This window comes from Gluconacetobacter brunescens (genome assembly GCF_048695475.1).
GTDB lineage: Bacteria > Pseudomonadota > Alphaproteobacteria > Acetobacterales > Acetobacteraceae > Gluconacetobacter.
The window spans coordinates 858,641-883,318 of the sequence record NZ_JBLHEN010000002.1; the positions used below are offsets into that span (position 1 = coordinate 858,641).

Consider the following 24,678-nt stretch of genomic DNA (forward strand, 5'->3'; position numbering starts at 1 on the left):
TTTGTGGTTCTTGCCGGTCATCAGCCGGTTTTCGTCGCTCTGAAGCGCATTCTTCCGTCTTCCGGCGGAATATTACCGCCGTCAGGCCGACCTCCTGAAAAATCGTGCGCATCCGTCGCCATTTTTCTTCTCCCAAGAGTGTAAGGGTTGCACGTCATGCCCCAGGCAGTCGGGTTCTCCGCGGAACAGACGCTTCATCCCGAAGGCAGTGCCGAGGCATTACAGCTTGCCGGACACCTGCACGAGGCCACGGCGGCCTATCAGGCCCGGCTGGCATCCACCCCGAACGACCCCAGAACCCTGAGCAATTACGGCGGGCTGTTAAACGCATGCAGCCGTTTCGACGACGCATACGCAATCCTCACCCGATCGATTGCGCTCGACCCGACCCAACCCGATGCATGGTCCAATCTGGGCAACACATTGCTGCATCTGGCGCGCTACGATGAAGCGATCGCGGCATACAGAAACTGCCTGCAACGCAATCCGGCGCACGCCCTGGCCCTGAGCAATCTCGGTGTAGTCCTCGACCATCGCGGCGCGCACGAACTGGCCCAGAAATTTCACCAGGTCGCCATACAGCTTACGCCTGACAACGCGCATACACGCACCAATTATGCCATCTCGCTGCTGGCGCAGGGCGACTATCTCCCCGGCTTTCGAGAGTATGAGTGGCGTTGGACAACCCACAGTTCCCGTAGCTACGGCATGACCGTTCCGCAATGGAAAGGCGAGGATTTCCCCGGCCGCACCCTCATGATCCATACCGAGGGCGGCTTCGGCGACATGCTCCAGTTCTCCCGCTTCATTCCATTGGCCGCCCAGCGAGGCGGGCATGTCATCGTGCGGGCACGGAGGGAATTACTGACCCTCCTGCGGCAGTCTTTTCCCGAACAGCGGTTTTTTTCCGAAGACGACGCGGTACCGCCGCATGATCTTCAATGCCCCGTTCTCAGCCTGCCCTTCGCACTGGGCACGACCCTGACGACCATTCCCGGCGCCAGCGGTTTCCTCCATGCGGATGCGCAAAAGACATCCTTCTGGCACCAGATGTTTCATCAGGATGACGCGGCGAACGGCGGGCTTGCCAATCCCCTCCGTGTCGGTCTGGTCTGGGCAGGCGCTCCGCATCCCGAGATCCAGGCGGCCGAACTGGCCGATCGGCGGCGCTCGACCGACCTTGCAACCTTCGCGCCTCTTGCCCGGATAGAGGCGAACATTCTGTTCTACAGCCTGCAAATCGGCGAAAAATCCTTACAAGCCCAAACCCCGCCCACTGGAATGCGCCTGGTCGATCACACATCCCTGTTGCGGGATTTCAGCGACACCGCCGCGCTGGTCAACGCGCTGGATCTGGTCATCGCCGTCGATACGTCAACCGCACACGTGGCGGCAGGACTGGGGAAACCGGTCTGGATGCTGTCCCGCTACGACCAATGCTGGCGCTGGCTTTCCGGTCGCACCGATTCGCCATGGTATGACAGCCTGCGCATCTATCAGCAGACCGCCCCCCTCGACTGGTCAGACCCGATCCGGCGCATCCATGCCGACCTGCGGACTCTGGCGGCGCATCCTCGCCCCATACAAGCCTGAACCGCCATCCGAATGACCACCGCGTCGTTCGGTCACATTAACCCGACAGAACAAGCGGCAAGGCGCCCCCCTGCCCCAAAAAACAATCCGGCGCGGCGGCATCAGCCACCGCGCCGGATGTCAACCCGACGGGGCCATGCTCAGCTTCATGGCCCCGACGACACGGCAACAATCAGAAATCGCTACCAATCGTGGCCATCGCCGCGAAGGGCGAGGCGATCGAGTAGCTGGGTGAGCTGGCGGCAATCTTCGTGCCATTGACGCCGATGGTCGCCACTGCGTTGCCCTGCGGCGAGGTGACGTAACCGCGATAACGGTTGTCAGAGATATTCTGCAGGTTCAGACGAATCGTCGGGTTCTGGAAGAAGCCGAGCTTCGGCAGACGATAACCGACATGGATGTTCATACGAACATAGCCGGGCATGCTCTGGTCATCCATGAACGTGGAGTACTGCTTCGCCACATATTTCAGGTTAAACCCGCCGAACGCATGGCCGTCATCGTAATCCAGGCCGAAACCGACCTGATATCCCGGCGCCTGCGGCGCGATCTTGCCCTTGGTCCGCAGGTAGTCGCCACCACCGGGCATGTTGCTGTCGGTCACGGCATGCAGATACTCGAACGACGCATACGGGCGCAGATGGTAGCGCAGCGGCGCCGTTCCCACCTCAACGTCGACACCGTCAGCATGGGAACTACCGGCGTTGATGTTCGTCGTGGTCACCTGATCCGGAAGTAACTGGGTATAGAGACGGCCGGTAAATGCATAGTGGAAATAGGTCACCGCCGCAGAAATCAGGTTGTCCTGATAACGCCAGCCCGCTTCTTCCGAGATAGAGATTTCCGGCCCCTGCTTGGGATTGGGCACAGTGCTGTATGAACCGTTTTTGTACGTGCCGGAATCATAAAGCGCATAGTTCTGCGGCATACGGAAATTGGTCGAAACTGAGGCGAACAACTGGTTGTGCTCGTCGATCTTGTAGCGGATCGCACCGGTCGGCAGCGCCACCCGGTAATTGGTGGTCACATATTTCTGCGACACCATCGGCAGATAGTTGGTGCCACTGCGATCGACGATGGCATATTTCAACCCCGCGTCAATCGTCAGCCGGTTATTCAGCAGCGAGAGCTGGTCGCCGATGAAGGGTGTGTGGACACGGGTCTGCGTAAATGTGTCGCGATACTGTAGGGTCTCGCCGCTATACGGACCACTGGTGATAACGAGGTTTCCGCTGTCGTCACCCGAGTTCAACGGCGAACCATTATCGCCGATCAGGCTGTAGGGCGAGGTCTGGGTCTGCTTGGAATACTCGAACCAGTAACCGATCATCAGGCGGTTGACGCCGGTCGTCACGGTGACCTTGGCCGTGTTGCCCGGGCGATAAGTCTGGGTCAGGCTGGTGTAGTAGAACGGATAGGTTCCCGAAGTCACTCCGTCAAACTTGCCGGTCACCGTCTGGCCGACCACCGATATCTTGTTGGCGGTACAAGCATCGCCATCAAGGCAGTAGTTCGAGAGGCCGCCACCGCCGCCGCCATAACCGTACCAGAAATACGGCGTATCGGTCAGTTCCACCCCATGCCCCAGATTGAATGTCATGGGCATCGAGGAATAGATGTTCGTGAACGGATTGGGATGCAGCTTGTAATAGTTGCTGTTGTAAATCTTCGTTCCGTTCGATGAGACCGTATAGGGAATGGCGCTGTAGTTAGCGGGCGGGTTCAAACCCTTGTCACCGTTCTGTAGATACTGGTTCCAGGACGACTGCGTGACAGTGCGGTAAGAGTTGTTGTCCAGACGATTGCCGACCACGACCCATGACCAGCGGTTGCCCTGCCCCCAGTCGGAGACAAGCTTCATCTCGCCGTGCTTCTTGTCCTCGACGCCCGGACCACGCCAATGGTCCTGACGGGCCTGCGAATAGGAGAAATAGGCCCGCAGATTGGTATTACCCAGATAACCGGTGTCAAAGCGCAGGAAGCCGCGTGTACCATTGAACGAGCCATAGCTCATATTGACATGACCGCCCATCTTCGCCTTCGGGTCGATCATGTACATGTCGACCGTGCCACCCGTGGCACTCAGATGAGGGCTGTCGAGATCCGCCGAGCCCTGCGACAGGCGGATCGTCTTCAGGTTTTCCGAATCGACGATTTCCTGCGGATAGACCGCGAAATTGCCGATATCGTTGATCGGAAAGCCTTCAAGCGTGAAACCCATCTGGCTTTCGGTCAGACCGCGCACCGACATGTTGCCGCCCGTCATCCCCATCGGGTCGCTGTCGGACGTATTGACGCCGGGCAGCAACGCGATCAGCTGCATCGGGTTCTGCGCCGGGTTCTGCTTGGCAATCCAGTCGCGGGTCACCGCCGAAATGGATTTCGGCGCATCTTCCTTGCCCATCAGGCCGCCGCCGAAGGCGCGGCCGGTATCACCGTCGCCCAGAGTACGCGCGCCACGCACCTCGATACGTTCCTGATCGGTCGGCTCCGTCGCACCCAGCATCGTCGGGCGTGCGTTGGCTGTAACCTCAGCCGGGCGTGCCTCTGAAGTCCCGGGCACCTTGGCGGCCGGCTTGGATGACGACGGCGCGACGTCCTGCGCGAACGCCGCCCCCCCGATCGACGAAAGCACAGTCGAAGACACCAGAGCGAGCATCGTCGACCTGATATAGTTTGTCATACAATCTCCATTGATGAAAGATGACCCCCCCAGGTCATTTTTCAGGGAACCTGACCGATTGGTCTGGTTTTGTATAGAGACCAGCAGAAATTTCATTAATTATTCAAACTCATTTTTCAAAACGAATGAAAAATCCATTGTGCGTGACAAAGTTGCAACAAACTGCCGCATGCTCCGCCCCCTGCCGGCCCGCACGATCTCTTGCCGTTTTCACCACAGGCATCCTGGGCTCCTATAGCCGTACCAATCGCGAACATCCTTTTATTTTATTGTTTTTATTGTATTTTTAATTCGGGAAAATCAGCCTAATAAGTCAGGAGTCGTATCGTGCGCCGCCCTGCCGCCTATGCTCCGGCCGCCGCGCGATACGCTCGGACATCGGAACCTGCCGCAGCAGCAGCCGCCAAGCATTCCGTGAAAGAAACAATACCGCCGGCCCCAGGCCCCTCTCTCATGCTGCTACCGCCGATTCGATGGCTCGACCGCCCCCTCGGCATCGGCAGGACCAGCCGGGGCGCATAACGCAGCGGCTCGCGGCTATCCGGTTCAGAGGATATCCTGTCCCTTCCTGCCCTGCGGCGGCAGGTGGCAGCCATGGCACAACCGGACCGGGCCGGCCGTGCCATGCTCGCGGCGACGCGCCAGATGGCAGCCCTCGCAGAAATCATGAAATGTCGACAATGCCAGGGCCGCCTGATCCGGTCGCGTCCGGTGACAACCGATGCATGTGCGGTCGGGGGCGGAAGCCAACGCGGGTTCCAGCACGTCATGATGGCACTGCACGCAATTATAAGCCGCATGGTCGCGATGCATGAACACGACCGGGATCGGCATCGCGTGGCTGATGCCCGATTCACACCACCATGCCACGCCGCCCCCGATACCGAGGATCGCGGCCAGCCCCCAGACAGGGAGCCAGCCCTTCATGGCGCCAGCCACTGGCTGACACGGACTCCATAGAGCACGCAGACACCCAGCGAGACACCGCCAACCACCACCGCCAGCCGAACGGCGACAGGCGCGGTGTGACGGCGCCGATGGCCGGAAGGCCGCGGCAACCTGCCATGGCGGCCCACCCACGGCAGGATGGCGCAGAAGGCGGCAATCGCCGACAGGGCGATCATCTGGCCCCGTGCCTGTACATGCAGGCGGGCCACCATGATATGAAAACTGGCCATGCCGAGCAGGACCAGCGCCACCAGCCCGTGCGCCTGCCGAAAACGGGCCGCTTTCCGCCAGATCCGAGCGCGCACGGCATGAAAGGACGGTCCGATGGCCAGAGCGGCCAGCAGCAGCCCCGCAAGGCCAGCCAGCATGTAGCCCGGACCACCCGGCAGCAGGTAGCGGCCCGTCAGCGGCTCGGCCCACAGCGACAGGCCGGCATGCAGAACGACGAACCCACCCGCGACGCACCCCAGCAGGCGATGCGCAACGGTAAAAAACTTGCCGTCATTGAAAGGGACCCGCAGCGGGCGACCGGTCAGGAGAAACAGGAAGGCCATCAGCACATAGGCAATGAAGCCGCAGCCCATCGCACCATCCCATGACGGTTCATTGGCAGGCAGGTCCGCCCCGATGAAGAAGACCGGGACCAACAGCCCGCACAACACCAGCAACGGCAGAAGAATGATCACGTCCCCTCCGTGCCGCAACGATCCGCCTCGGCGTGCCCATAGCCGTCCAGTTGCTCCCGTCCGCCGAGCCGCCGATAAGACTGACATCGGAACAATAAGATGAACAGGCCGTGATGACGGCCCTATCGGATCGAGGCCGCGAATTTTATCACCATATTTGATCGTTGATTAAAAGAAATACCGCATTATGATGCGCGTCGCTTCAAGCTCCGACCTGTTTGCCGCATATCGACCGTACATGATGATTTTTAACCCGCCGGAATTCCCGTAATGAGTCTTATTGACACCATCCAGCCGTTATATTCGCTGTCCGGTCTGGGCGTGGGGTTTCTGGTTGGTCTCACCGGGGTTGGCGGCGGATCCCTGATGACGCCGCTCCTGATCCTGCTGTTCGGCGTGCATCCCCAGACGGCGGTGGGCACCGACCTGCTTTATGCCGCGATCACCAAGGCGGTCGGCACCGGTGTGCATGGTTTCTCCGGCGGGGTGGACTGGAAAGTGGTCCGCCGCCTGGCCAGCGGCAGTATCCCCGCCTCCGCCCTGGCACTCGTCGTGCTGCACACGATGGGTGCGCCATCGCTGATCACCACCCACCTCATTACCCGCAGCCTGGGCGTCGCCCTGCTGCTGACCGCACCCTGCATCCTGTTTCGTGCCGCCATCATGCAGCGTCTGTCCGGTTTCTCCGCCAGCCTGTCCGACCGCCGGACCCATATCCTGACCATCGCCGTCGGGGCGCTGCTCGGCCTTCTGGTCTCGCTATCGTCCGTCGGCGCGGGCGCGATCGGGGTCACGGTCCTGCTGGTGCTGTATCCCGGACTGTCGACGGCCCGGATTGTCGCAGCCGATATCGCGCACGCCGTGCCGCTGACCCTGGTCGCCGGTCTGGGCCACTGGCTTCTCGGCTCGGTCAACGGCGGCATGCTGCTATCCCTGCTGGTCGGATCGATCCCCGGTATCATCCTGGGCAGCCTCTTCGTCGGCATGGTCCGCGAAAGCGTCCAGCGCATGGTTCTGGCCAGCGTACTCACCATCGTCGGTATCCGCATGATCTGAAACCCTGTCTGGAAATGCACGCAGGCGGCGATCCGACGCGCGTTTCCAGACAGGTTCTCAGAGGCCCACCCGAACGTCCCTCCAGAGCAGGCACGATGACAAAACCGGTCCTTCGTCATCGTCGTCGGGTTCGAACGGCCCCTCGTCCGGCACATCGCCAGGGATCGGCTCGTCCGGATCATACGGTCCGGGCGAGGGCGTCGGCATCGGCCGCCGGGGCCCGGAATGGTCAGAATGGTCATGTTCACGCATGGACATCGCAACCTTCCCGCCGCTACGGCGATTCAACCACATGCACCCGCGCGGGTTTCCTGCAAGGGTCCGTTCCCCTGGGTCCCGCGCGTTTGTGAACACGACATCATTGCCCTGGCCACCCGAACAGGATTAGCGTCTCAGCATAACACATATGCCTGAAATGCAGAGGCCAAGAGTGACGAAACCAAGATCACTCGACAATCATCACGCTTCAGTGAGCATCCACCACGCGGATCGTGTCTACAGCATGCTGAGAGATGAATCCGCGTCCGGCCGCTCGGCGCTCGCGGCCTCCTGGTCGCGCTCGCTGCGCCATTACGGCCTGAGCCCGAATCATAACGCCCCCCCACACCGTCTGGACGCCCGGGGCTATCGCGAAGCACGCGAACGCAGCGCGCTGCTGCTGCAAGCGGCACAACCGGTTCTGGACCGGCTGACCTCCGCGGTCCGGCGCGGCGGATTCTGCATGCTGCTCAGTGACGCGCGCGGCGTCGCGCTGGAACAGAGATGCCTGGCCGGCGACGAGGAAATCTTCAGTTCCTGGGGCCTGAATCTCGGTGCCGTATGGGACGAAGCCCATGAAGGCACCAACGGCATCGGCACCTGCCTCGCGGAAGACAGGGTGCTGACGATCCATCGCGACCAGCATTTCTTCTCCCGCAACGCCGGCCTCAGTTGCACCATGGCGCCGATCCATGATCCCTCGGGCAGTCCGATCGGCGGCATCGACATTTCCTCGTGCCGCAATGATTGCGACACGGCGACGCTCTCCTTCCTGGCGTTGGTGGTCGAAGATGCCGCCCGACGAATCGAAACCAGGCTGTTCGGCGAAGCCTTCGCCGACCACCGCATCATCTCGCTGGGCAACGAGGCGCAGGCCCTGCTGGCGGTGGACGAGAACGAGGTGATCGTCGGCACCAACAAGGCCGCCCGCGCCCTGTTCGGCCTGCACGCCGGCAAACCCATGACGTTGCCCGACCTGCTGTCGGATACCGGCCACGAAGATCCCGCACGCGCCGCCCACGCCGCCCTGCAACGGGTGCTGAAACGCTGTAACGGGAACATCTCGGCGGCGGCGCGGGAACTGGGCGTCAGCCGTGCCACGCTGCATCGCCGGCTGAAGCGTCACGAGGCCCACTGAGGCCCTGCCACTGTCGCGGAACTGCGACAGATCGGGCTTCGCACCAGCCCTGGCGGGCTGACAAATCCAGTCTCCATCGTCACTCTTCCGAATGTTGACCGCGCTCCGTCCGCGGCGACCAAGAAGGAGAATGACCATGGACTCGCTGGAAAGCCATCGAATCGACATGTCGTCACCGTTCAAGGCGCAGTACGACAATTTCATCGGCGGCCGCTGGGTGCCCCCTTTCGACGGGGAATATTTCGACAATCCGTCACCGGTCGACGGGCGCATCCTGTGCAAGGTCGCCCGCTCCAGGGCCGAGGATGTCGAACGGGCGCTCGACGCCGCCCACGCCGCGCGCGATGCCTGGGGCGAGACCAGCGCGGCCCAGCGCGCGCTGCTGCTCAACCGCATCGCCGATCGGATCGACGAGAATCTCGAACTGCTGGCCCGCGCCGAAAGCTGGGACAACGGCAAGCCCCTGCGCGAGACGCTGAACGCCGACCTGCCTTTATGCGTCGACCATTTCCGCTATTTCGCCTCCTGCATCCGCGCGCAGGAAGGTGCGCTGTCGGAAATCGACCACGACACCGTCGCCTATCATTTCCACGAACCGCTGGGCGTGGTCGGCCAGATCATCCCCTGGAACTTCCCGCTGCTGATGGCGGCCTGGAAACTGGCCCCGGCCCTCGCGGCGGGCAATTGCGTGGTGATGAAGCCGGCCGAACAGACCCCAGCCTCGATCCTGGTCCTGGCCGAACTGATCGCCGACATCCTGCCGGCCGGCGTGCTCAACATCGTCAACGGCTTCGGGCGCGAAGCCGGCACGGCTCTCGCCTCCAACAGCCGGATCGCCAAGATCGCCTTCACCGGATCGACCCCGACCGGCAAGATGATCGCCCATGCGGCCGCCGACAACCTGATTCCCGCCACGCTGGAACTGGGTGGCAAATCCCCCAACGTGTTCTTTTCCGACATCGCCGCCGAAGACGACGATTTTCTCGACAAGGCGATCGAAGGCTTCGTCCTGTTCGCCTTCAACCAGGGCGAGGTCTGCACCTGCCCCTCCCGCGCCCTGATCCACGAATCCATCTATGACCGCTTCATGGAGCGCGCGCTGCGCCGGGTCGCCGCGATTAAGCAGGGCAATCCGCTGGATCTCACGACGATGGTCGGCGCCCAGGCCTCGGTCGACCAGATGAACAAGATCCTCTCCTATATCGATATCGGGCGACAGGAAGGCGCCCAGTTGCTGACCGGCGGCAGCCGGGCCGACGTGGGTGACGCGCTGTCGAACGGCTGCTACATCCAGCCCACCGTCTTCAGGGGCGACAACCGGATGCGGATCTTCCAGGAAGAGATCTTCGGCCCCGTCGTCTCCGTCACCACCTTCCGCGACGATGCCGAGGCGGTGAAACTGGCCAACGACACGCTGTTTGGCCTGGGTGCGGGCATCTGGACCCGCGACGGCACCCGCGCCTATCGCGTCGGACGGGCCATCAAGGCGGGCCGCGTCTGGACCAACTGCTACCACGCCTACCCGGCCCACGCCGCCTTCGGCGGATACAAGCAGTCCGGCATCGGGCGTGAAAATCACCGGATGATGCTCGATCACTACCAGCAGACCAAGAACCTGCTGGTCAGCTACGCCCCGAAGAAACTGGGGTTCTTCTGACCACCCGCCCCCAACGGGTCAGCCGGGTGCCGACAGGCACCCGGTCTGGAGAACCCATCGGGTTCTCAGAACGTCACGCGCACACCGCCAAACCCGCCGATCGGCGCGGCGGGGCTGTAGCTGCGCGGATTAGTCGCCCCCGGCGCCTGCGCCAGATAGACCGAACCGGTCGGCGAGAACGTACCGAAGGTGTAGTAATGCCGGTCGGTCACATTCGAGATGCTGCCGAACAATTGCAGGGAATGCGTGACCTGAACCGACGTGTGCAGGTTCAGCACGAAGAACCCCGGCAGGCGCGGCGTCAGGTTGGCTTCGTCGCCAAACAGATACTGCCCGCCCTGCAGGAGAAAATCGCCCCCAACGGTCCAGATCGGGGTGATACGCACATCCACTCCGCCGGTCAGCTTGTCCAGCGGAATCCCCGGCAGGCGATTGCCCTTGCTGATGGTGATATTGCCGTCATCGTCAGCAGCGGGGTTGCTGCCCGCATCCTCGACGAAGCCGCTGCGATAGGTCGCGTCGGTATGGGTATAATTCAGCCAGGCCGACCAGCCATCCGCCTGCCAGGCCAGATGCACCTTGCCCCCCTGCCGCCGCGTCGCCCCGATATTGGCAAAAAACGCCCGGTTCAGCGTCTCGCTGTTGATAAACACAATGTCGTTGTCGGCATCGGTGCGGAACAGCCCCAGATCGTAGGTCAGGCGGCCCGCCTTGCCGATCGTAAACCCGCCACGCAGACCGGCCTCGAACGTATGCGCCCGCACCTGCTTCAACTCCGGATCGCCGACGAAGAAATTGGCCAGACTGCACGCATTCTCCGGTCCGGCGCAGGAGAGTTCAGCCGGCGTCGGCGCACGGTTCGCCTCGGCATAGCCGCCATAGATCGTGGCCCAATGCGTCAGGCGGTAGCTGATCCCGCCCCCCGGATTGATCGCCGAATAGGCATGATGGCCGCTCAGATCGCCGCCATTCTGGTCGGCCAGATTGATCTGCGCGAAATTGTAACGCATCGACCCGGTCAGCGAGAGGCGCGGCGTCAGGTCGATCGTATCGGTCGCAAACACGCCGACATAGGCATCATTCACCCGCACCCGCACCGGCACGGTCTCCCCCGGCTCGTCAATCACGTAGCCGGGGCCATAATATTCCCGTGTCACCGGGGTCAGTCCCCCCAGTATGGCGGAACCGGTGAACATCGTCTGCGCCCCGTCGAAACTGACGCCCGCCACCTCATGATTGCGCAGGCCGAACACCGAATGGTCCTCGGTCTCCTGCATCGTCACGCCATAGCCGTTGGTGTTCGTCGTCTGCAAATCCAGTTCGGAATACGCGCCACCATCCAGGAAATCGGGAATCGTCGCCCCGCCCCGCGTGGTCGAAGGATCGCCGTCGTCGGTGCACATCAGGCCCGATCCATCATCGCACGGCGCATCGTTGGGTGCGTTGCCGTTGATCACGCGCTGCTGGAAATAATCGTAATGCACCTGCCCCTGCACCGAGAGCGTGTCGGTAAAGCTGTGCCGGCCATTCACCGCGAACTGGATGAATTTGTTCGCCATCTGGTTGGGCGCGGTAAACTGCGCCCTGGGGTCGGCGCGCAGAAGCTCCACCGGCGAGGTCCCCGGCCCGTTCAGCACCGAATTGGCCAGATCGAGGCTGCCATGCACCTCCGTCGCCAACCCTTTCCAGCCCAGGTCGGCATACAGGCTCTGGATGTCGGTGCTTTGCAGGTCCCGCCAGCCATCCTCATGAACCTCCCGGCCGGCGACATAGAAACCCCAGTTCCCCCGGCGCGCGGCATAATCGCCCTGCGCCACGATCCGTCCGAACGACCCGCCGGACAGATCGGCCTCGCCGCCGGTAGCCTTATTGAAGGCATTCTTCATCCGCACATTCAGCGCCCCACCCAGCGCATTCAGGCCGAAGACGGGGTTCGATCCCTCCACCGCCACCCGTTCGATCGCCAGGTCCGGGATCAGGTCCCAATTCACCGTATCGCCGAAAGCCTGGTTGAAGCGCACACCATCGAGATAGACCGCAATACCCTGCGACGTACCCTGCAACGGCGATGCCTGAAAGCCGTTCATCACGATGGTGGGCTGATAGGGATTCCCCGCGGGCGAATTGAGGCTGACACCCGCCAGACGGCTATCCAGCGCATGCAGCAGGTCCGACGTGCCGGTCAGTTGCAGGTCATGCGCGGTCACGATGGCGGTCGCCGCCGGAAGACGGTCACGGTCGATGCCCGACCCAGGCAAGGGCGAGGTGCCGATCACGGTAATATCCTCCGGCTGCACGCCGGCCGACACACCGTCCGCGGCCGTCGCCGGGACCGGCTGCGCCAGTACCGCGCGGGCTGGCAGAAAGCACAATGCGGCGGAGGCCAGATACATGGCCCTCCGCCCGATCATTTTTTCAAACATGCGTTTATTCTTTTCTTTTGATTGGCATGCCACACGGTTCATCAGACCGAACGGAACCAGGGAAGTCGATGGGACATTTTCCCGAGCGCCACAAAAATCATTCGTTCCGGCCGGCATTCTTCACATCGCGGCCCTTCGCCGCGCGCCTGGACCTGCTGGGGCGCCTGCTGCTCGCACTCGCGGTGGCGGCAATCATCGGCTTCACGGCCGGCTCCGGCCTCGCCGCGTGGCAGGCAGCCCGTTCGATCCGGGTGGAACTCGCCGCCGCCCTGGCGAATGCCCGTGCCGACATTGCTGCGACGCCCCCTCAACCAGCCGCGTCCGCCACCGCCTGGCTGACGGAATTGTGCGACAGCTTCGACGGCAACCGCCACATCCAGGCGCGGATCACCGATCAGACCGGACGAGTCCTGCATCAGTCCCGACTGGCCACCGGTTCCCGTCCGCCCGCCTGGTTCCTGCGCGCCACCGCACCGGCCATGGCCCCGATAACGCTCTCCCCCACCGGCTTCCCGACCGGATGGCGATTGCGCCTGCAAGCCGATGCGACCAACGAAGCCGCGGAACGCTGGGGAGAGCTCCGGGTACAGATCGCCACCATCACGCTGCTGGTCGTGCTGATCGCCGGATCATGCTGCGTCATCGTCGTGCGCGGCCTGCGCCCACTTGCAACATTATCCGGAGCCTATGCCCGCATCGCGGCAGGCGACGAAATGGTGGATCTCCCCGAGACCGGCCCGGCCGACATCGCAGGCCAGGCCGCCTCCTTCAATCGCATGGCCCGCGCACTGCGCACCGCAACCGCGCAAAACCGCCATCTCCAGGACCAGCTCGCCCGCGTTGCGGAAGAAGAACGCGCCGAAATCGCGCGCGACCTGCACGACGAAGTCGGCCCCCTGCTGTTCGGGATCACCACCTTCGCCGCCACCCTTGCCCGCTCCGCCAGCGAAGGCCGCCACGACGCCATCCCAGCCCAGATCCGCGCCATACAGGACGCCACCGGATCGATCCAGCGCACCCTGCGCGCCATCCTGAAGCGGCTGCACGCCACGCCTGACGGCGGCCTGCCCGAAGCCCTGACCGGAATCGTCCTGTTCTGGAACAACATCGCTCCACACATCATCTTTACGGTTTCATGCGCCCCTTCGCTCGCCACCCTGGACGATGCAGCGCGCGCAGCCCTGTTTCACGTGGCGCAGGAAGCCGTCTGCAATGCCGCGCGCCACGGACATCCCTCGCACATCGCACTAAAAGCCACGCGCAGCGAAGGCCGGATCATCCTGTCGATCCATGACAACGGCACGACCGGCACCGGCACGCCGGGCCTCGGCCTCGCCGGCATGCGCCGCCGGCTCGCGGACCTGGACGGCCATCTGGCCATCTCGCGCGACCACGGCTGGACCGTCACCGCCACCCTGCCCGATCCGGACATCCACCCGGCGCCGGCCCCCATCACCCACACCATGGCGCCGGAGGCGCACGACATATGAAAATCCTGCTGGTAGACGACCATACGGTGGTGCGCGCCGGGCTGGGGCAACTCCTGTCAACGGCGCTGGGCGCCACGATCCTCGAAGCCGCCGACACCCCGACCGCCCTCGATCTCGCCCTGCACAGGCAGCCGGACCTCGTGGTGCTGGATCTCGGCCTGCCCGGCGCCGGCGGCCTGTGGCTGCTGCCCCGCCTACGCGACGCCGGCCTGCGCGTGCTGGTGCTGAGCATGCACGCCGACCCGATCTACGCCCGCCGGGCGCTGGATGCCGGGGCAACAGGCTATGTCTCGAAGACGATCGGCGCCGAAGACCTGCTGGACGCCATCCGTCAGGCCATGGGCGGACAATGCTATGTCGAAGCCGGAATCGCCGCCATGCTGAACGAACATCGCGACGTGCTGGGCCGCGATTTCGGCCGCCTGACGGCACGCGACCTGGATATCATGCGTTTTCTGGGCGAAGGACGCAGCCTGTCCGATATCGCGGCAACTTTGGGCGTCAGCTACAAGACGGTCGCCAACACCGCCGGCATGATCAAGACCAAGCTGGGCGTCGCCCGCACCGCCGACCTGATCCGGCTGGCCATCGCCACGCAGGCGGGGGGAACCATGGATGGGTTCCGACGCATGCCGTAAGGTCTGGATTCTTCTTTTTCTGAAGAAAAAGAAGCAAAAAGACTTTTGTTCGTTTGGGTCATCGTCCGTGGGCGATGCGAAATCATCCGGGGGCACCCATGCCCCCGGATGACAAGTCATATCAGAAGAACAGGATCGCACCACCCGAAACAGTATTGTCGCTGGCGGAGTTGCCGTTATGCGCCGCCGCCTGGGTGTGGGCATATTCGGCCACCAGCTTCAGCCAGTCCGTCAGGTCGTAATAGGCCGCGCCGACCTCGGACTGATTGCGCCGCACCAGCCCGGTCGCGGTATCGCCCGCCGCCAGATAGAGGTTACTGACGCCATAACTCCCCACCAGCTTGAAGCGCTTGGTGAAATTATACGCACCCTGCACATAGTAACCTTCCGAATCCCGCTTGCGTCCATTCTCCGCGATCCCGTCGAAGAACAGACCGGTCGTGCCGAGGCCGCTGCCGCGATAGTAATAAACCACCGCCTGGGCCGCGCCATAGGTCAGCTTGGCACCGATTTCGCCGGCCTCGGCCATGGCGCCACGCCGGTCTGCTTCCGCCAATATGGTGCTCGTCAGGCCCTGCTGATGCTGGATCAGGAAACTGGACCAGATCTTCGTCGTCAGGTCGCCGATCTTGAAAGTATAGGTGAGCTTGCCCTGGACCATCGGCGAACTATGCTGCGTCGACCCTGCCGACAGGTTGCCCCCGGCAAAATTGTAAGCATCCAGCGGCTGGAAGACACCGACCGATCCCTGGAAACCGGCAACGACCGGCGAGGCGTAGGAAATCTGCGGAATCCAGTCGGCATAGACATAACCCAGGCCGATGCGGCCCAGCGAGGTATTGGCCGGCGCGGTATTGCTGCCCGTCGAGCCGACACTGAGCAGCGTCGCATCTTCCAGAATCGCATCGGAGCCGAACAGCGCCAGATCGCGACCGAGCTTGACGGTGCCGAAACTCTTGGTGCCCGCCGTCAGGTAGACCTGACGAAGATCGATGCCCGCCGTTCCCAACCCGACCGGGCTCCCACCGGAATTGGCGTTGAACGCCCCCGGATTGGCGTTGTCGAGGCCGGGATACATCCCCAGCACCGCCGACATATCGATCCCCGACTGCGTCGTGGACAGCTTGAGGACGAAGCCCGCCGGCAACAGGCCGTTGCGCACGGCCGACGAATCGAATCCGCTCCCCCCGCTCGACAGTCCTCCCGCCACCGGCAGACCGTGCCCGGGCATATTGTAGCTATAGAACCCGTTGATGAAGCCGGAGAAATTGATATCGATCGGCCCGGCCTTGAAGGTCAGCCCCTTGCCGGAAACATAGGGCGCGACCCGGACCACGCTGGGGCTGTCGATCGTGCTGCGCGCCGCCAGCATCGAGGCCTCGGCGGCACGGGCGCTCGCCGCCGCACTGTCGGCCGCCCGCTGCGCGGCAACCACCGCCGGCATCACCGCGCCATCCGTGGCGGCCTCGGTCGTTGCGGCCGCGCCGTGACGCGCAACACCCCGCCCCCGTCGCGGCGACGGGGCCGAAGCCTCCTCCACCGCATGGTGCCGGTGCTTGGCCAGCAGGGTCGAATATTCAACCTGCGTCAACGCCCCCTTGGCCCGCAGGATATCAAGAAGATCACTGTAATCATCAGCTCTGGCAGGGCGGGCCGACAGCATGGACACGCCACCAGCAGCCAGAACGGCCGTCAAACCCACATGCGCCCAATGTCTTGCAGACATGTGACCAACTCCGTTGTTTCTTATTTTTATTATAAGTCGTTCGTCGCTATAGCGCGAATAACCATTCGCGGCGCGCCCGCACAAGCCCCGGGACCATCAGAAAGCCACAGAAACAGCGCCCGCGCCATAAGCCGACCCGGCCGGGAATCTGGCCGGGTCGGCGTCCCACGTCCTACTCGCCGCTATAGACCAGCGGCACGGTCGATGATTTGGCCCCGTCGAAGGTCAGTTCGGTCGAACCGGCGGGCATGCCGTTCTGCTGGAGCAGAAACGCCATGATATTCACATAGACATCGTGCGGCAGGCTGGCCGGCTGGGTTGCCGGCATGTTCTGCGACACAATGGTAAAGACATCGCCGACATGGAAATTCGCCTTGGGCGAGGCGAAATTCTTGCCCTTCAGCGCAGGCCCGGCCATCCCCTCCAGATTGTCGCCATGACATTGCGCGCAATTGTCGGCATAGGCTTTCTTGCCCGCATCGGCCTGCGCCGCCGTAAAGAGCGCGGGCTTATCCCCACCGGCAGCCGGAGCAGCCGGAGCGGCCGCAGCCGCCGGGGCAGCCGGCACATCCGCCGCGGCCAATACGATCGGATTGGCCGGTGACATGGCATAAGGGCTCAGCAGCGCCGCCAGTTGGCCGGAGCGCCGCAGCGCCTCGACACTCTTCTGGAACGAAGCCGCCGCCGCCGCGCCGTGCGGGCCATACAACGCCACCACGTCCCAGGCCGCATGGGGCTCGTTCAGCGCATGAATGCAATAGTCGCGCGCTTTTTCCCCACCGGGCAGATAGGCCACGGCACTGGCGCGCCACACCATCGCCGCCCGGTCCGTATGATGCACCACGCTGGCAATGGTCTGCGCGTCCGTCGGATAAATATCGGCCCGCACGTTGGGATGTTTCACGAAATACAGGTTCGGTGCCGTCAGGTAGGTCACCGCCACATCCGTTCCATTCGGCAGCGCCGCCAGCGTTTCCGCCTCGTGGCTGCGCGGCGTCACCAGCACGAATCCCATCCGCGCATAGGGCGCCGTGGCCCGCATCCCCTCAGGCACCGCGCCATGCATGGCATCCACGGGAAAGCCCAGCACCAGCGCGCAGCGCGAGGCCGCGAGCGTGCTGAATTTCTTGACGTCGAACCCATCGTCGTCCCCTTCGCCGCTGCCGTCGAACGTATAGATCGCGGCATCGGTACCCTGCTGATGGGCCACCGCCTGGACCACACGGCGATCCATCGCATGGGCCGGGTTGGAGGAATCGATGCAGACCGAGACGGTCGCCCCGGCCGGCCGGGCAGCCATCAGGGCGCTGGCCGCGACAGCGCAGACCAGCACGCGGCGCGACAGACTGGCAATGTTCAGGCGCATGCGGTCCTCCTTACAGCGCGAAGACATAGAGATGGCCCCCCAGCGGAATGGAGCGGACGCGCGGATCCTTCGCCATGTCGCCACCCCAGATCGGCACACCGCCGCCCCAACCGGCATAAACGCCGACATATTGCTTGTCGCCCACCTTCCAGGTGCTGGGCACGCCCAGGACGCCCGACGACATTTTCGGACTCTTCCAGAGCACGGAACCCGTTTTCGCATCGAAGCCATACAGGTAGCCATCGGCGCTGCCCGAGAAGACCACCCCGCCGGCCGTCGCCAGCATGCCGCCATTCCACGGCAGCGCGGATTTGAACGACCAGGCCTGCTTGCCGGAATTCAGGTCGATCGCCTGCACCGAACCCCATTCATCAGGGTGTTCCGGATCGCGCATGACGGTAAACGTCTCGCCCAGGAACGGCAGCCCTGCCTTGTACGACACGGCGGCCCCCTTCATCTTCATGCAGGTGTGCAAGGTCGGCACATAGGCGAAATGGGTCTGCGGATCGACGGCGATGGGCCACCAGTTCTTGCCGCCCAGGAAGCTGGGGCAGGTAAAGACCTCCTTGTCCACATCCGGCCGCATGGCGGGATCGGTGATCGGCCTGCCGTCCTTGAATCCGGAAACCGATGTCGCATGCGCGAATTTTTCGGCATAGATCAGTTTTCCGTTCGTCCGGTCGACGGCATAGAACCAGCCATTGCGGCTGGCGCTGACCAGCGCCTTGTACGCCTTGCCCTGGTAGGTCAGGTCGGTCAGCACCGGCTCGTTCGTGCCGTCATAATCCCATGTATCGTTCGGCGTATACTGGTAATGCCACTTGATCTTGCCGGTCGCCGGGTTCAGCGCGATCACGCTGTCGGTATAGAGATTGTCGCCCGGCCGCAGCACCGCCAGCCACGGTCCCGGATTGCCCACGCCCCAGATCAGCGAGTCGGTCTGCGGGTCGTAGCTGCCGGTCAGCCAGGTCGCGCCGCCACCGGTCTTGTACGCACCCTTGGGCCAGGTATCGCCGCCCGGCTCGCCCGGCGCGGGGATGGTCGATTGCCGCCAGACCTGCTTGCCGGTTTTGGCATCCAACGACGCGATGAAGCCCCGCCCGCCATACTCGCCGCCCGAGACGCCGACGATGACATGGCCCTTGACCACCAGCGGCGCCAGCGTCATCGCATAGCCCAGGTCCGGCGCCTCCAGCGCCTGGTCCCACACCACCTTGCCGGTCGTGGCATCCAGCGCCAGCACATGATTGTCCAGCGTGGCCATGTAGACATTGGTACCGTACAGCGCGACGCCCCGATTCACCACGTCGCAGCAGATCGTCTTCAGCCCCACATCGGACAGGTCGCGCTGATATTTCCACAGCAGCTTGCCGGTACTGGCCTGGAAGGCCAGAAGCCCGTTCTTCGGCGTGGTGATGAACATATAGTCGCCATTGACGATCGGCGGCGCCTCATGCCCGCTCTTCGACCCCGTCTCGTAATCCCAGACGGGTTTGAGCTGGGCGACGTTACCCGCATTGACCCCATCCAGGGCCGAATACCCCGTGCTGGAATAATCATGCCGGTACATCAGCCAGCCATCATCCTGCGCCGCATGGCCCAGCCGCTCGTTCGTCACCGGCTGGTAGGGCCCGGCCGGGTCTTGCGCCCGCACGGGGGATGAAACCGTCAGCGCGGTCGCACAGGCCAGCGCGGCCGGCAGGGCCAGCACCGCCCTGCGCAGGGGCCGCCGGGTGACACTGGTACGGTAAGCGAACTTCATCTTGGATCTCCCGCAACACTCTTCCGGTAGGGATCGTCCGGACGACAGCTCTGCTCTCAAGGACTGATGGTCGCGCCCGACCAGCCGGAACGCCGCCCGACAGGGGCGGGACGATGTAACGGCGGATCGCGGTGCGGGATCCGTCACTTACCCCAGGCAAAACCATTCATGACGATGCTCCACCTGCACGTTGTCGTTCTTATTGTGTCAGGCCCCTCAGCATTCGCCGGTCCAGCCGTTTCTGTCACGCCACCGAAAAGGCATGGAACGGTTGGACTGTCGCAAAACTGCGACAAGTCCGGGCCGGGCCAGACAAGAACAGGGCCCGAAAATCATGGTGCGATGCAGAAAATCCCGGATGGCGCTTTTCCGCCCGGCAGCATCGATACGGATTGACTATAATCACGTTTCAGAGATTATGGCCGCCACGATGAAAGCGCCCTTATTCCTGTCTCTATATTTCGGATTTCTCCGCCCTGACCGCGCGATCCTGTCTCAATTCTGCGACAGGTCGGATATCCGGATCGGCGGTGCCCCCGTGACAGGCCATCGGCGACGGCGGAAAGTCCCAGCGACAGTGCGAGCGGGACAATAAGCAAGAACACCACGCACCACGACGCCGGGTGATACGGGATATGCCCGATCCCAGGCAATCGCCTATAGCGTATCATATCGGCAAGACAGCCGAACGGGAGAAAGGCATGCACGAGGCGGCGGGAAGCATCATCCGTCCAGGCCGGCGACGGGCTGGCGTACTGACGCTCTTGGGGTTTGCCCTGCTGGCCGCGCAACCATCCCACGCGGCCGATACACCGGATCCGGCGGCGGGGCGGACGATCGCGGAAAGCGGTGTCCTGACCGGCCATGTCGGCTGTTCGGCCTGCCATCTGATGAACGGCGCGGGCCAGCCCGACGTGGGCATACCACGCCTGGCGGGCTTCTCGGCCGCCTATATCGAACAGCAACTGGGCTACTTCGCCACCGACAAGCGCAGCAATAGCTGGATGGCCCCCTACGCGCGGATGCTGACGCAGAAGCAGATGCAGGACGTCTCCGCCTATTATGCCAGCCTGCCCGAGCCGCCTCCCCCCGAGAACGACCCGGCGAGCGACGGGCTGCGCGCACGCGGCAAGGAGGTGTTCGAAAAAGGGGTCATGGCCAACGGCGTCATGCCATGCGGGGGCTGCCATGGTCCGGCCGGTCAGGGCATGGGCACCTTCGCCCCGCATCTGGCCGGCCAGTCGGCCCCCTATCTGCTGGAACAGTTGCGGGGCTGGCACCAGGGCAAGGATCGCGACCCGATGGGCAAGATGATGGCGACGGAAGCCCACGCGATGACCGATGCCGACATGCAGGCCGTGGCGGCCTATCTGCAAAGCCTGCCGGGACCGAATGCGGGAGCCGCGAAATGAGCACACCGACCACACAGGACCACAGCGAAGGCGACGACAGCCTCGCGCCGCCCATGATCGATGTCCGGCCCGTCGGCACCTGGGTCGTCAGCGGCGTGCTGCTGGTGGCGGTGCTGACGGTCTGGATCCTGGTCTCGGTGATCTTCCTGCATCGCGCGTGACGGGAGAGGAACGGTTATGAACGACAATACGGGCATGAGCCCGCTCGAATCCGCCTTCCACGCCTCGGCCGAACGGCACGAACGGTTCTGGATCTTCGGCGTGCTGGTGATGCTGGTCCTGCTGACGATCGGGACGATGTTCTACGTCGTCCATGATTACGGCCTGGTGACCGCCACCCATTCCTACGCCACCGACCCGCAGGCCCCGGCGCGCGAAGCCGCGTTCCAGGACGGCAAGGTGGTCCACACCGGCCCGAACGCCTATGCGGTCTACATGGTCGGCCGCGCCTGGCATTGGTCGCCGGACGTGATCCACGTGCCCGAAGGCGCGGAGGTCACCTTCTACGTCACCAGCGCCGATGTGCTGCACGGTTTCGAAATCCAGGGCACGCCGGTCAACCTCACGGCAGTGCCCGGCGTGGTCGGCACGGTGAAATACACGTTCCACCATACCGGGCTGTTCCGCATCATCTGCAACGAATATTGCGGCATGTTCCACCACGCCATGGTGGCCCGCATCATCGTCGATCCGGCAGGCACGCCATGAGCATCGAAATCGCGGCCGACACACTCCCGTCCGCCCTTCCCCAGTCAGAGTCCGATCGCGCCGCCGCCAGCATGCGCCGGCTGATGCTGGCCTTCCTGATCACGGGCTTCTCCGCCCTGCTGGTCGGGGCCACGATCGGCCCGCTCCAGGCGCTGAATTACGGCGGCGTGGACGCCTATCCCGCCCTGCGCCCGCTGCTGCAAAGCTACTACCAGGGCCTGACCATCCACGGGGTGATGAACGGCTACGTCTTCACCTTCTTCGTCACCTGCGGGCTGCTGGTCTACCTGCCCGCCCGCGAACTGGGGGTCACGCCGAATCTCACGATGTGGCGCGCCTGTTTCGCGGTCATGGCCGTGGGTGCGCTGTGCGTGCTCTATGCCATGGGCGACAATTCATCGTCGGTGCTCTGGACGTTCTATCCGCCGCTCAAGGGCAGCCCGTTCTTCTATATCGGCATCACCCTCCTGGCGCTCGGCAGCACCATGCCGCTGCCGATCCTGATGGAAATGCGCAAGACCTGGCGTCGGCACCGCCCCGGCGAAATCACGCCGCTGGTCACCTACATGTCGCTCACCACCATGCTGATGTGGGGACTGGCCGGCGTAGGCGTGGTGGCCGAACTGGTGCTGCAGCTCGATCCGTGGTCGCTGGGGCTGATCAGCACCGTCGATCCGATCATCAACCGCACGCTGTTCTGGCTGACGGGCCACCCGATCGTCTATTTCTGGCTGATGCCCGCCTATGTCTCCTGGTACGGCCTGCTGTCGCGCCAGGTCGGCGGCAAGCTGGTCTCCGACCCGATGGCGCGGATCACCTTCGCCCTGCTGATGATCTTCTCGCTGCCCGTGGGCACCCACCACCAGTTCTCCGATCCGGGCTTCTCCTCGATCTGGCGCGGCATCCTGGTGGTGCTGACCATGTCGGTGGCGACCCCCAGCCTGGTCACCGCCTTCACCATCGGGCTGAGCCTGGAATATGCCGGCCGCCTGCGCGGCGGGCAGGGCTGGTTCGGCTGGTTCCGTGCCCTGCCCTGGGGCGACCCCAGCGTGGCGGGCCAGGTCCTCGCCGCCATCACCTTCATCCTCGGCGGCGCCACGGGCATCGTCAACGGAAGCTGGCAGCTCAACGCCATCGTCCACAACACCACCTTCATTCCGGGCCATTTCCACGTCACCGTCGGCAGCGTCACCGCCATGACCTTCATGGCAATCAGCTTCTGGATGGTACCGCACCTGACCGGCCGGCAATTGATCAGCCGCCGGCTGGCTCTGTTCTCCGTCTGGGTCTGGTTCGTCGGCATGACGATCTTCGCCATCGGCATGACATGGGCGGGCCTGTACGGCGTGCCGCGCCGGGCATGGGTCTCCGCCCTGCCGCACGGCACCTATCATGCACTCTACGGCGTGGCGTCGGTCCCGCTGGCGCTGGTGGCCATCGGCGGCGTCCTGCTCTGGGTGGCCAGCTACAGTTTCTTCGCCGTCTTCTTCGGCACCATCCTGTTCGGCCGGCGCGCGGCCCCGCCGCCCATTCCCTTCGCCCAGTCCTTCGGCGGCCCGGCCAGTTCCACCATCGACTCGCCGCCCAACCCGGTCCAGTCGGCCTCGCCCCTGATCCGCACGCTGGATCATATCTGGCTGCTGACCGGCATCACGGCGCTCGCAACCATCGCCGCCTACATCCCGATCCTGTGGCCGTTCCTGCACCATGTCACACGGGCGCCGGGCTGGATTCTCTGGTAGGGCGCGCGTGACGGCGCTCGCGCCTCCGCTCCGGCAGTCGCTGCGCCGCGCCGCCTGCACGGTGGCGGCCATCCTGGCCCTGCTGGCGCTCTATGCCGGCTGGAGCGGCGGCTTCGGCCGGTTTGGCTCTGCGGTCCCGCCACTCCCGGCCCCCAGCCTCGCCTTGCGCGACGATCTGGGCCGCCCGTTTGACCCGGCGACGCTGCATGGCCGGGCGACGCTGGTCTATTTCGGCTATGTGCGCTGCCCCGATGTCTGCCCGACGGTGCTGGCGGCGCTGGAACCGGTCTTCGCCCGGCTGGGTCCCGACGCGGCGCGAACGGGCGTCCTGTTCGTGACGCTGGACCCGGCACATGACACCCCCGCCGTGCTGCATGCCTACCTCTCCCACTTCCAGCCCACCCCCACCGGCCTGACCGGCCGCCCGGCCGAACTGGCCGCCACGGCCCGCGCCTGGGGAATCGGCTGGACGGGCACCGACGGCCACATCAACCACAATTCGGTCCTGACCCTGGTCGGCCCGGACGGACGGATGCGCGCGCGCTACGGCATGACGCAACTCAACGCTCCGGCCTCCATGGCCGCCGACATCCGCGCGGTCCTGTCCCGATGAGGGGCTGGAGCCCGCTGCTCCAGGCCGGCTGGGTCACCGCCGGGCTGCTCATCGGCACCGCGATCCTGCTCCTGGCCGCCCGCCACCGGCGCCCATCCTGGCGGCTGGCGGCGGCGGGCGCCGGCACGGCCCTGCTGGCGGCCTCCTGCCTGGGCCTGCGCGACCCGCTGGCCTCGATGACCCAATATACCGCCGCGCTGATGGTGCTGGGCCAGGTCGTCCCACCCTTCCTGCTGCTCGCCATGCCCACGACGACAAACCGGCGTCCCATCCATGTCGCGGGCTGGGCACGCGACCCAGGCGTGGCGGCGGCCCTGTTCGGCGGCCTGGCGGTGGCCACCGGCCTGCCCTCGATCCTCGATCGTTCGCTGGCCAACGCCCTGTTCAGCGCCCCGCTGGGCCTGCTGGACCTGCTGGCCGGCCTGCTGTTCTGGGCCCAGTTGATGCCGGGCAGCCGGGTGATCCGGCATAACCCGCTGGTCGGAGCCTATGCGCTGCTGGGCAGCCTGCCGATGACGGTGGTGGCGGTGGTCTGGATGACGGCACCGCGCGTGCTCTACGCCCCCTATCTGGACGTGCTGTGCCGATGGGACCTGACGCCGCTTGAAGATCAGCACTGGGCAGGCTTCGTGATGCTGGTCGCCGGCCTGCCGCTCCAGGTGGTCGGAACATGGCTGCTGGTTGCCGCCCCGGCAAAACCCCCGCCGGCCTTGACCGGCCCCACGGAATCCCCTTAGGTGCGTCCCATGAGTACCCCGTCCTTCCTCTCCGGACTGTAT

20 protein-coding genes are annotated in these 24,678 nt (G+C 64.2%); 13 read left to right on the forward strand and 7 right to left on the reverse strand.

Features of this window, described 5'->3' with window-relative positions; translation table 11 throughout:
- The first annotated feature begins 156 nt into the window (after positions 1-156).
- Positions 157-1,593 (forward strand): tetratricopeptide repeat protein, encoded by a 1,437-nt coding sequence (locus ACMAUO_RS16215; protein WP_420357961.1) that lies wholly within the window; start codon positions 157-159, stop codon positions 1,591-1,593.
- 172 nt (positions 1,594-1,765) lie between these two features.
- On the opposite strand, the gene ACMAUO_RS16220 is transcribed toward ACMAUO_RS16215, so the two are convergent.
- The 3 genes from ACMAUO_RS16220 to ACMAUO_RS16230 all read right to left on the reverse strand — a co-directional run bounded on the left by ACMAUO_RS16220 (position 1,766) and on the right by ACMAUO_RS16230 (position 5,910).
- Positions 1,766-4,276, reverse strand: a complete 2,511-nt coding sequence (locus ACMAUO_RS16220) for a TonB-dependent receptor (protein WP_420357962.1) — start codon at positions 4,274-4,276, stop codon at positions 1,766-1,768.
- A 546-nt stretch (positions 4,277-4,822) separates the two neighbouring features.
- Positions 4,823-5,203, reverse strand: a complete 381-nt coding sequence (locus ACMAUO_RS16225; protein WP_420357963.1) for a cytochrome c3 family protein — start codon at positions 5,201-5,203, stop codon at positions 4,823-4,825.
- Positions 5,200-5,910, reverse strand: coding sequence for a ferric reductase-like transmembrane domain-containing protein (locus tag ACMAUO_RS16230; protein WP_420357964.1), 711 nt, complete (start codon positions 5,908-5,910; stop codon positions 5,200-5,202). The genes ACMAUO_RS16225 and ACMAUO_RS16230 overlap by 4 nt, the downstream gene beginning before the upstream one ends.
- A gap of 270 nt (positions 5,911-6,180) precedes the next feature.
- Between ACMAUO_RS16230 and ACMAUO_RS16235 the strand changes: the two genes are divergently transcribed.
- The 3 genes from ACMAUO_RS16235 (at position 6,181) to exaC (ending at position 10,019) form a co-directional block, all read left to right on the forward strand.
- Positions 6,181-6,966, forward strand: a complete 786-nt coding sequence (locus tag ACMAUO_RS16235) for a sulfite exporter TauE/SafE family protein (protein ID WP_420357965.1) — start codon at positions 6,181-6,183, stop codon at positions 6,964-6,966.
- A 502-nt stretch (positions 6,967-7,468) separates the two neighbouring features.
- Complete coding sequence (locus ACMAUO_RS16240) at positions 7,469-8,362, forward strand: helix-turn-helix domain-containing protein (protein ID WP_420357966.1); 894 nt, start codon at positions 7,469-7,471, stop codon at positions 8,360-8,362.
- 136 nt (positions 8,363-8,498) lie between these two features.
- On the forward strand, positions 8,499-10,019 hold the full coding sequence (gene exaC / locus ACMAUO_RS16245; RefSeq protein WP_420357967.1) for an acetaldehyde dehydrogenase ExaC: 1,521 nt from the start codon (positions 8,499-8,501) through the stop codon (positions 10,017-10,019).
- A gap of 65 nt (positions 10,020-10,084) precedes the next feature.
- Here exaC and ACMAUO_RS16250 read toward each other — a convergent pair whose 3' ends face one another.
- Positions 10,085-12,442: a TonB-dependent receptor gene (locus tag ACMAUO_RS16250; RefSeq protein WP_420357968.1), complete on the reverse strand. Its 2,358-nt coding sequence runs from the start codon at positions 12,440-12,442 to the stop codon at positions 10,085-10,087.
- A gap of 68 nt (positions 12,443-12,510) precedes the next feature.
- On the opposite strand from ACMAUO_RS16250, the gene ACMAUO_RS16255 reads away from it, so the two are divergent.
- Both ACMAUO_RS16255 and ACMAUO_RS16260 read left to right on the forward strand, forming a co-directional pair.
- Positions 12,511-13,932, forward strand: a complete 1,422-nt coding sequence (locus ACMAUO_RS16255; RefSeq protein WP_420357969.1) for a sensor histidine kinase — start codon at positions 12,511-12,513, stop codon at positions 13,930-13,932.
- Positions 13,929-14,570: a response regulator transcription factor gene (locus ACMAUO_RS16260; protein WP_420357970.1), complete on the forward strand. Its 642-nt coding sequence runs from the start codon at positions 13,929-13,931 to the stop codon at positions 14,568-14,570. The genes ACMAUO_RS16255 and ACMAUO_RS16260 overlap by 4 nt, the downstream gene beginning before the upstream one ends.
- Before the next feature lie 121 nt (positions 14,571-14,691).
- On the opposite strand, the gene ACMAUO_RS16265 is transcribed toward ACMAUO_RS16260, so the two are convergent.
- The 3 genes from ACMAUO_RS16265 to ACMAUO_RS16275 form a co-directional block, all read right to left on the reverse strand.
- On the reverse strand, positions 14,692-16,296 hold the full coding sequence (locus tag ACMAUO_RS16265; protein WP_420357971.1) for a porin: 1,605 nt from the start codon (positions 16,294-16,296) through the stop codon (positions 14,692-14,694).
- A 172-nt stretch (positions 16,297-16,468) separates the two neighbouring features.
- On the reverse strand, positions 16,469-17,662 hold the full coding sequence (locus tag ACMAUO_RS16270) for a c-type cytochrome (RefSeq protein WP_420357972.1): 1,194 nt from the start codon (positions 17,660-17,662) through the stop codon (positions 16,469-16,471).
- Positions 17,663-17,672: 10 nt separating this feature from the next.
- Complete coding sequence (locus ACMAUO_RS16275) at positions 17,673-19,424, reverse strand: methanol/ethanol family PQQ-dependent dehydrogenase (protein ID WP_420357973.1); 1,752 nt, start codon at positions 19,422-19,424, stop codon at positions 17,673-17,675.
- Positions 19,425-19,592: 168 nt separating this feature from the next.
- On the opposite strand from ACMAUO_RS16275, the gene ACMAUO_RS16280 reads away from it, so the two are divergent.
- The 7 genes from ACMAUO_RS16280 to ACMAUO_RS16310 all read left to right on the forward strand — a co-directional run bounded on the left by ACMAUO_RS16280 (position 19,593) and on the right by ACMAUO_RS16310 (position 24,636).
- Positions 19,593-19,820 (forward strand): hypothetical protein, encoded by a 228-nt coding sequence (locus ACMAUO_RS16280; protein ID WP_420357974.1) that lies wholly within the window; start codon positions 19,593-19,595, stop codon positions 19,818-19,820.
- A 305-nt stretch (positions 19,821-20,125) separates the two neighbouring features.
- The gene (locus tag ACMAUO_RS16285; RefSeq protein WP_420357975.1) at positions 20,126-20,836 is read left to right on the forward strand and encodes a c-type cytochrome; all 711 of its coding nucleotides are present in this window, start codon (positions 20,126-20,128) and stop codon (positions 20,834-20,836) included.
- Complete coding sequence (locus tag ACMAUO_RS16290; protein ID WP_420357976.1) at positions 20,833-20,997, forward strand: hypothetical protein; 165 nt, start codon at positions 20,833-20,835, stop codon at positions 20,995-20,997. Before ACMAUO_RS16285 ends, ACMAUO_RS16290 begins: the two co-directional genes overlap by 4 nt.
- 16 nt (positions 20,998-21,013) lie before the next feature.
- Positions 21,014-21,544, forward strand: a complete 531-nt coding sequence (locus ACMAUO_RS16295) for a cupredoxin domain-containing protein (RefSeq protein WP_420357977.1) — start codon at positions 21,014-21,016, stop codon at positions 21,542-21,544.
- Complete coding sequence (locus ACMAUO_RS16300; protein ID WP_420357978.1) at positions 21,541-23,286, forward strand: cbb3-type cytochrome c oxidase subunit I; 1,746 nt, start codon at positions 21,541-21,543, stop codon at positions 23,284-23,286. The genes ACMAUO_RS16295 and ACMAUO_RS16300 overlap by 4 nt, the downstream gene beginning before the upstream one ends.
- Positions 23,287-23,293: 7 nt before the next feature.
- Positions 23,294-23,899: an SCO family protein gene (locus ACMAUO_RS16305; protein WP_420357979.1), complete on the forward strand. Its 606-nt coding sequence runs from the start codon at positions 23,294-23,296 to the stop codon at positions 23,897-23,899.
- On the forward strand, positions 23,896-24,636 hold the full coding sequence (locus tag ACMAUO_RS16310) for a cytochrome c oxidase assembly protein (RefSeq protein ID WP_420357980.1): 741 nt from the start codon (positions 23,896-23,898) through the stop codon (positions 24,634-24,636). The genes ACMAUO_RS16305 and ACMAUO_RS16310 overlap by 4 nt, the downstream gene beginning before the upstream one ends.
- The last annotated feature ends 42 nt before the right edge of the window (positions 24,637-24,678 follow it).

Bases quoted from the DNA above. Each gene is read 5' to 3' on its own strand.
- ACMAUO_RS16215 (WP_420357961.1), top strand. From the start codon at position 157: ATGCCCCAGGCAGTCGGGTTCTCCGCGGAACAGACGCTTCATCCCGAA.
- ACMAUO_RS16220 (WP_420357962.1), bottom strand. From the start codon at position 4,276: ATGACAAACTATATCAGGTCGACGATGCTCGCTCTGGTGTCTTCGACT.
- ACMAUO_RS16225 (WP_420357963.1), bottom strand. From the start codon at position 5,203: ATGAAGGGCTGGCTCCCTGTCTGGGGGCTGGCCGCGATCCTCGGTATC.
- ACMAUO_RS16235 (WP_420357965.1), top strand. From the start codon at position 6,181: ATGAGTCTTATTGACACCATCCAGCCGTTATATTCGCTGTCCGGTCTG.
- ACMAUO_RS16240 (WP_420357966.1), top strand. From the start codon at position 7,469: ATGCTGAGAGATGAATCCGCGTCCGGCCGCTCGGCGCTCGCGGCCTCC.
- exaC (WP_420357967.1), top strand. From the start codon at position 8,499: ATGGACTCGCTGGAAAGCCATCGAATCGACATGTCGTCACCGTTCAAG.
- ACMAUO_RS16250 (WP_420357968.1), bottom strand. From the start codon at position 12,442: ATGTTTGAAAAAATGATCGGGCGGAGGGCCATGTATCTGGCCTCCGCC.
- ACMAUO_RS16255 (WP_420357969.1), top strand. From the start codon at position 12,511: ATGGGACATTTTCCCGAGCGCCACAAAAATCATTCGTTCCGGCCGGCA.
- ACMAUO_RS16260 (WP_420357970.1), top strand. From the start codon at position 13,929: ATGAAAATCCTGCTGGTAGACGACCATACGGTGGTGCGCGCCGGGCTG.
- ACMAUO_RS16265 (WP_420357971.1), bottom strand. From the start codon at position 16,296: ATGTCTGCAAGACATTGGGCGCATGTGGGTTTGACGGCCGTTCTGGCT.
- ACMAUO_RS16270 (WP_420357972.1), bottom strand. From the start codon at position 17,662: ATGCGCCTGAACATTGCCAGTCTGTCGCGCCGCGTGCTGGTCTGCGCT.
- ACMAUO_RS16275 (WP_420357973.1), bottom strand. From the start codon at position 19,424: ATGAAGTTCGCTTACCGTACCAGTGTCACCCGGCGGCCCCTGCGCAGG.
- ACMAUO_RS16280 (WP_420357974.1), top strand. From the start codon at position 19,593: ATGACGATGCTCCACCTGCACGTTGTCGTTCTTATTGTGTCAGGCCCC.
- ACMAUO_RS16285 (WP_420357975.1), top strand. From the start codon at position 20,126: ATGCACGAGGCGGCGGGAAGCATCATCCGTCCAGGCCGGCGACGGGCT.
- ACMAUO_RS16290 (WP_420357976.1), top strand. From the start codon at position 20,833: ATGAGCACACCGACCACACAGGACCACAGCGAAGGCGACGACAGCCTC.
- ACMAUO_RS16295 (WP_420357977.1), top strand. From the start codon at position 21,014: ATGAACGACAATACGGGCATGAGCCCGCTCGAATCCGCCTTCCACGCC.
- ACMAUO_RS16300 (WP_420357978.1), top strand. From the start codon at position 21,541: ATGAGCATCGAAATCGCGGCCGACACACTCCCGTCCGCCCTTCCCCAG.
- ACMAUO_RS16310 (WP_420357980.1), top strand. From the start codon at position 23,896: ATGAGGGGCTGGAGCCCGCTGCTCCAGGCCGGCTGGGTCACCGCCGGG.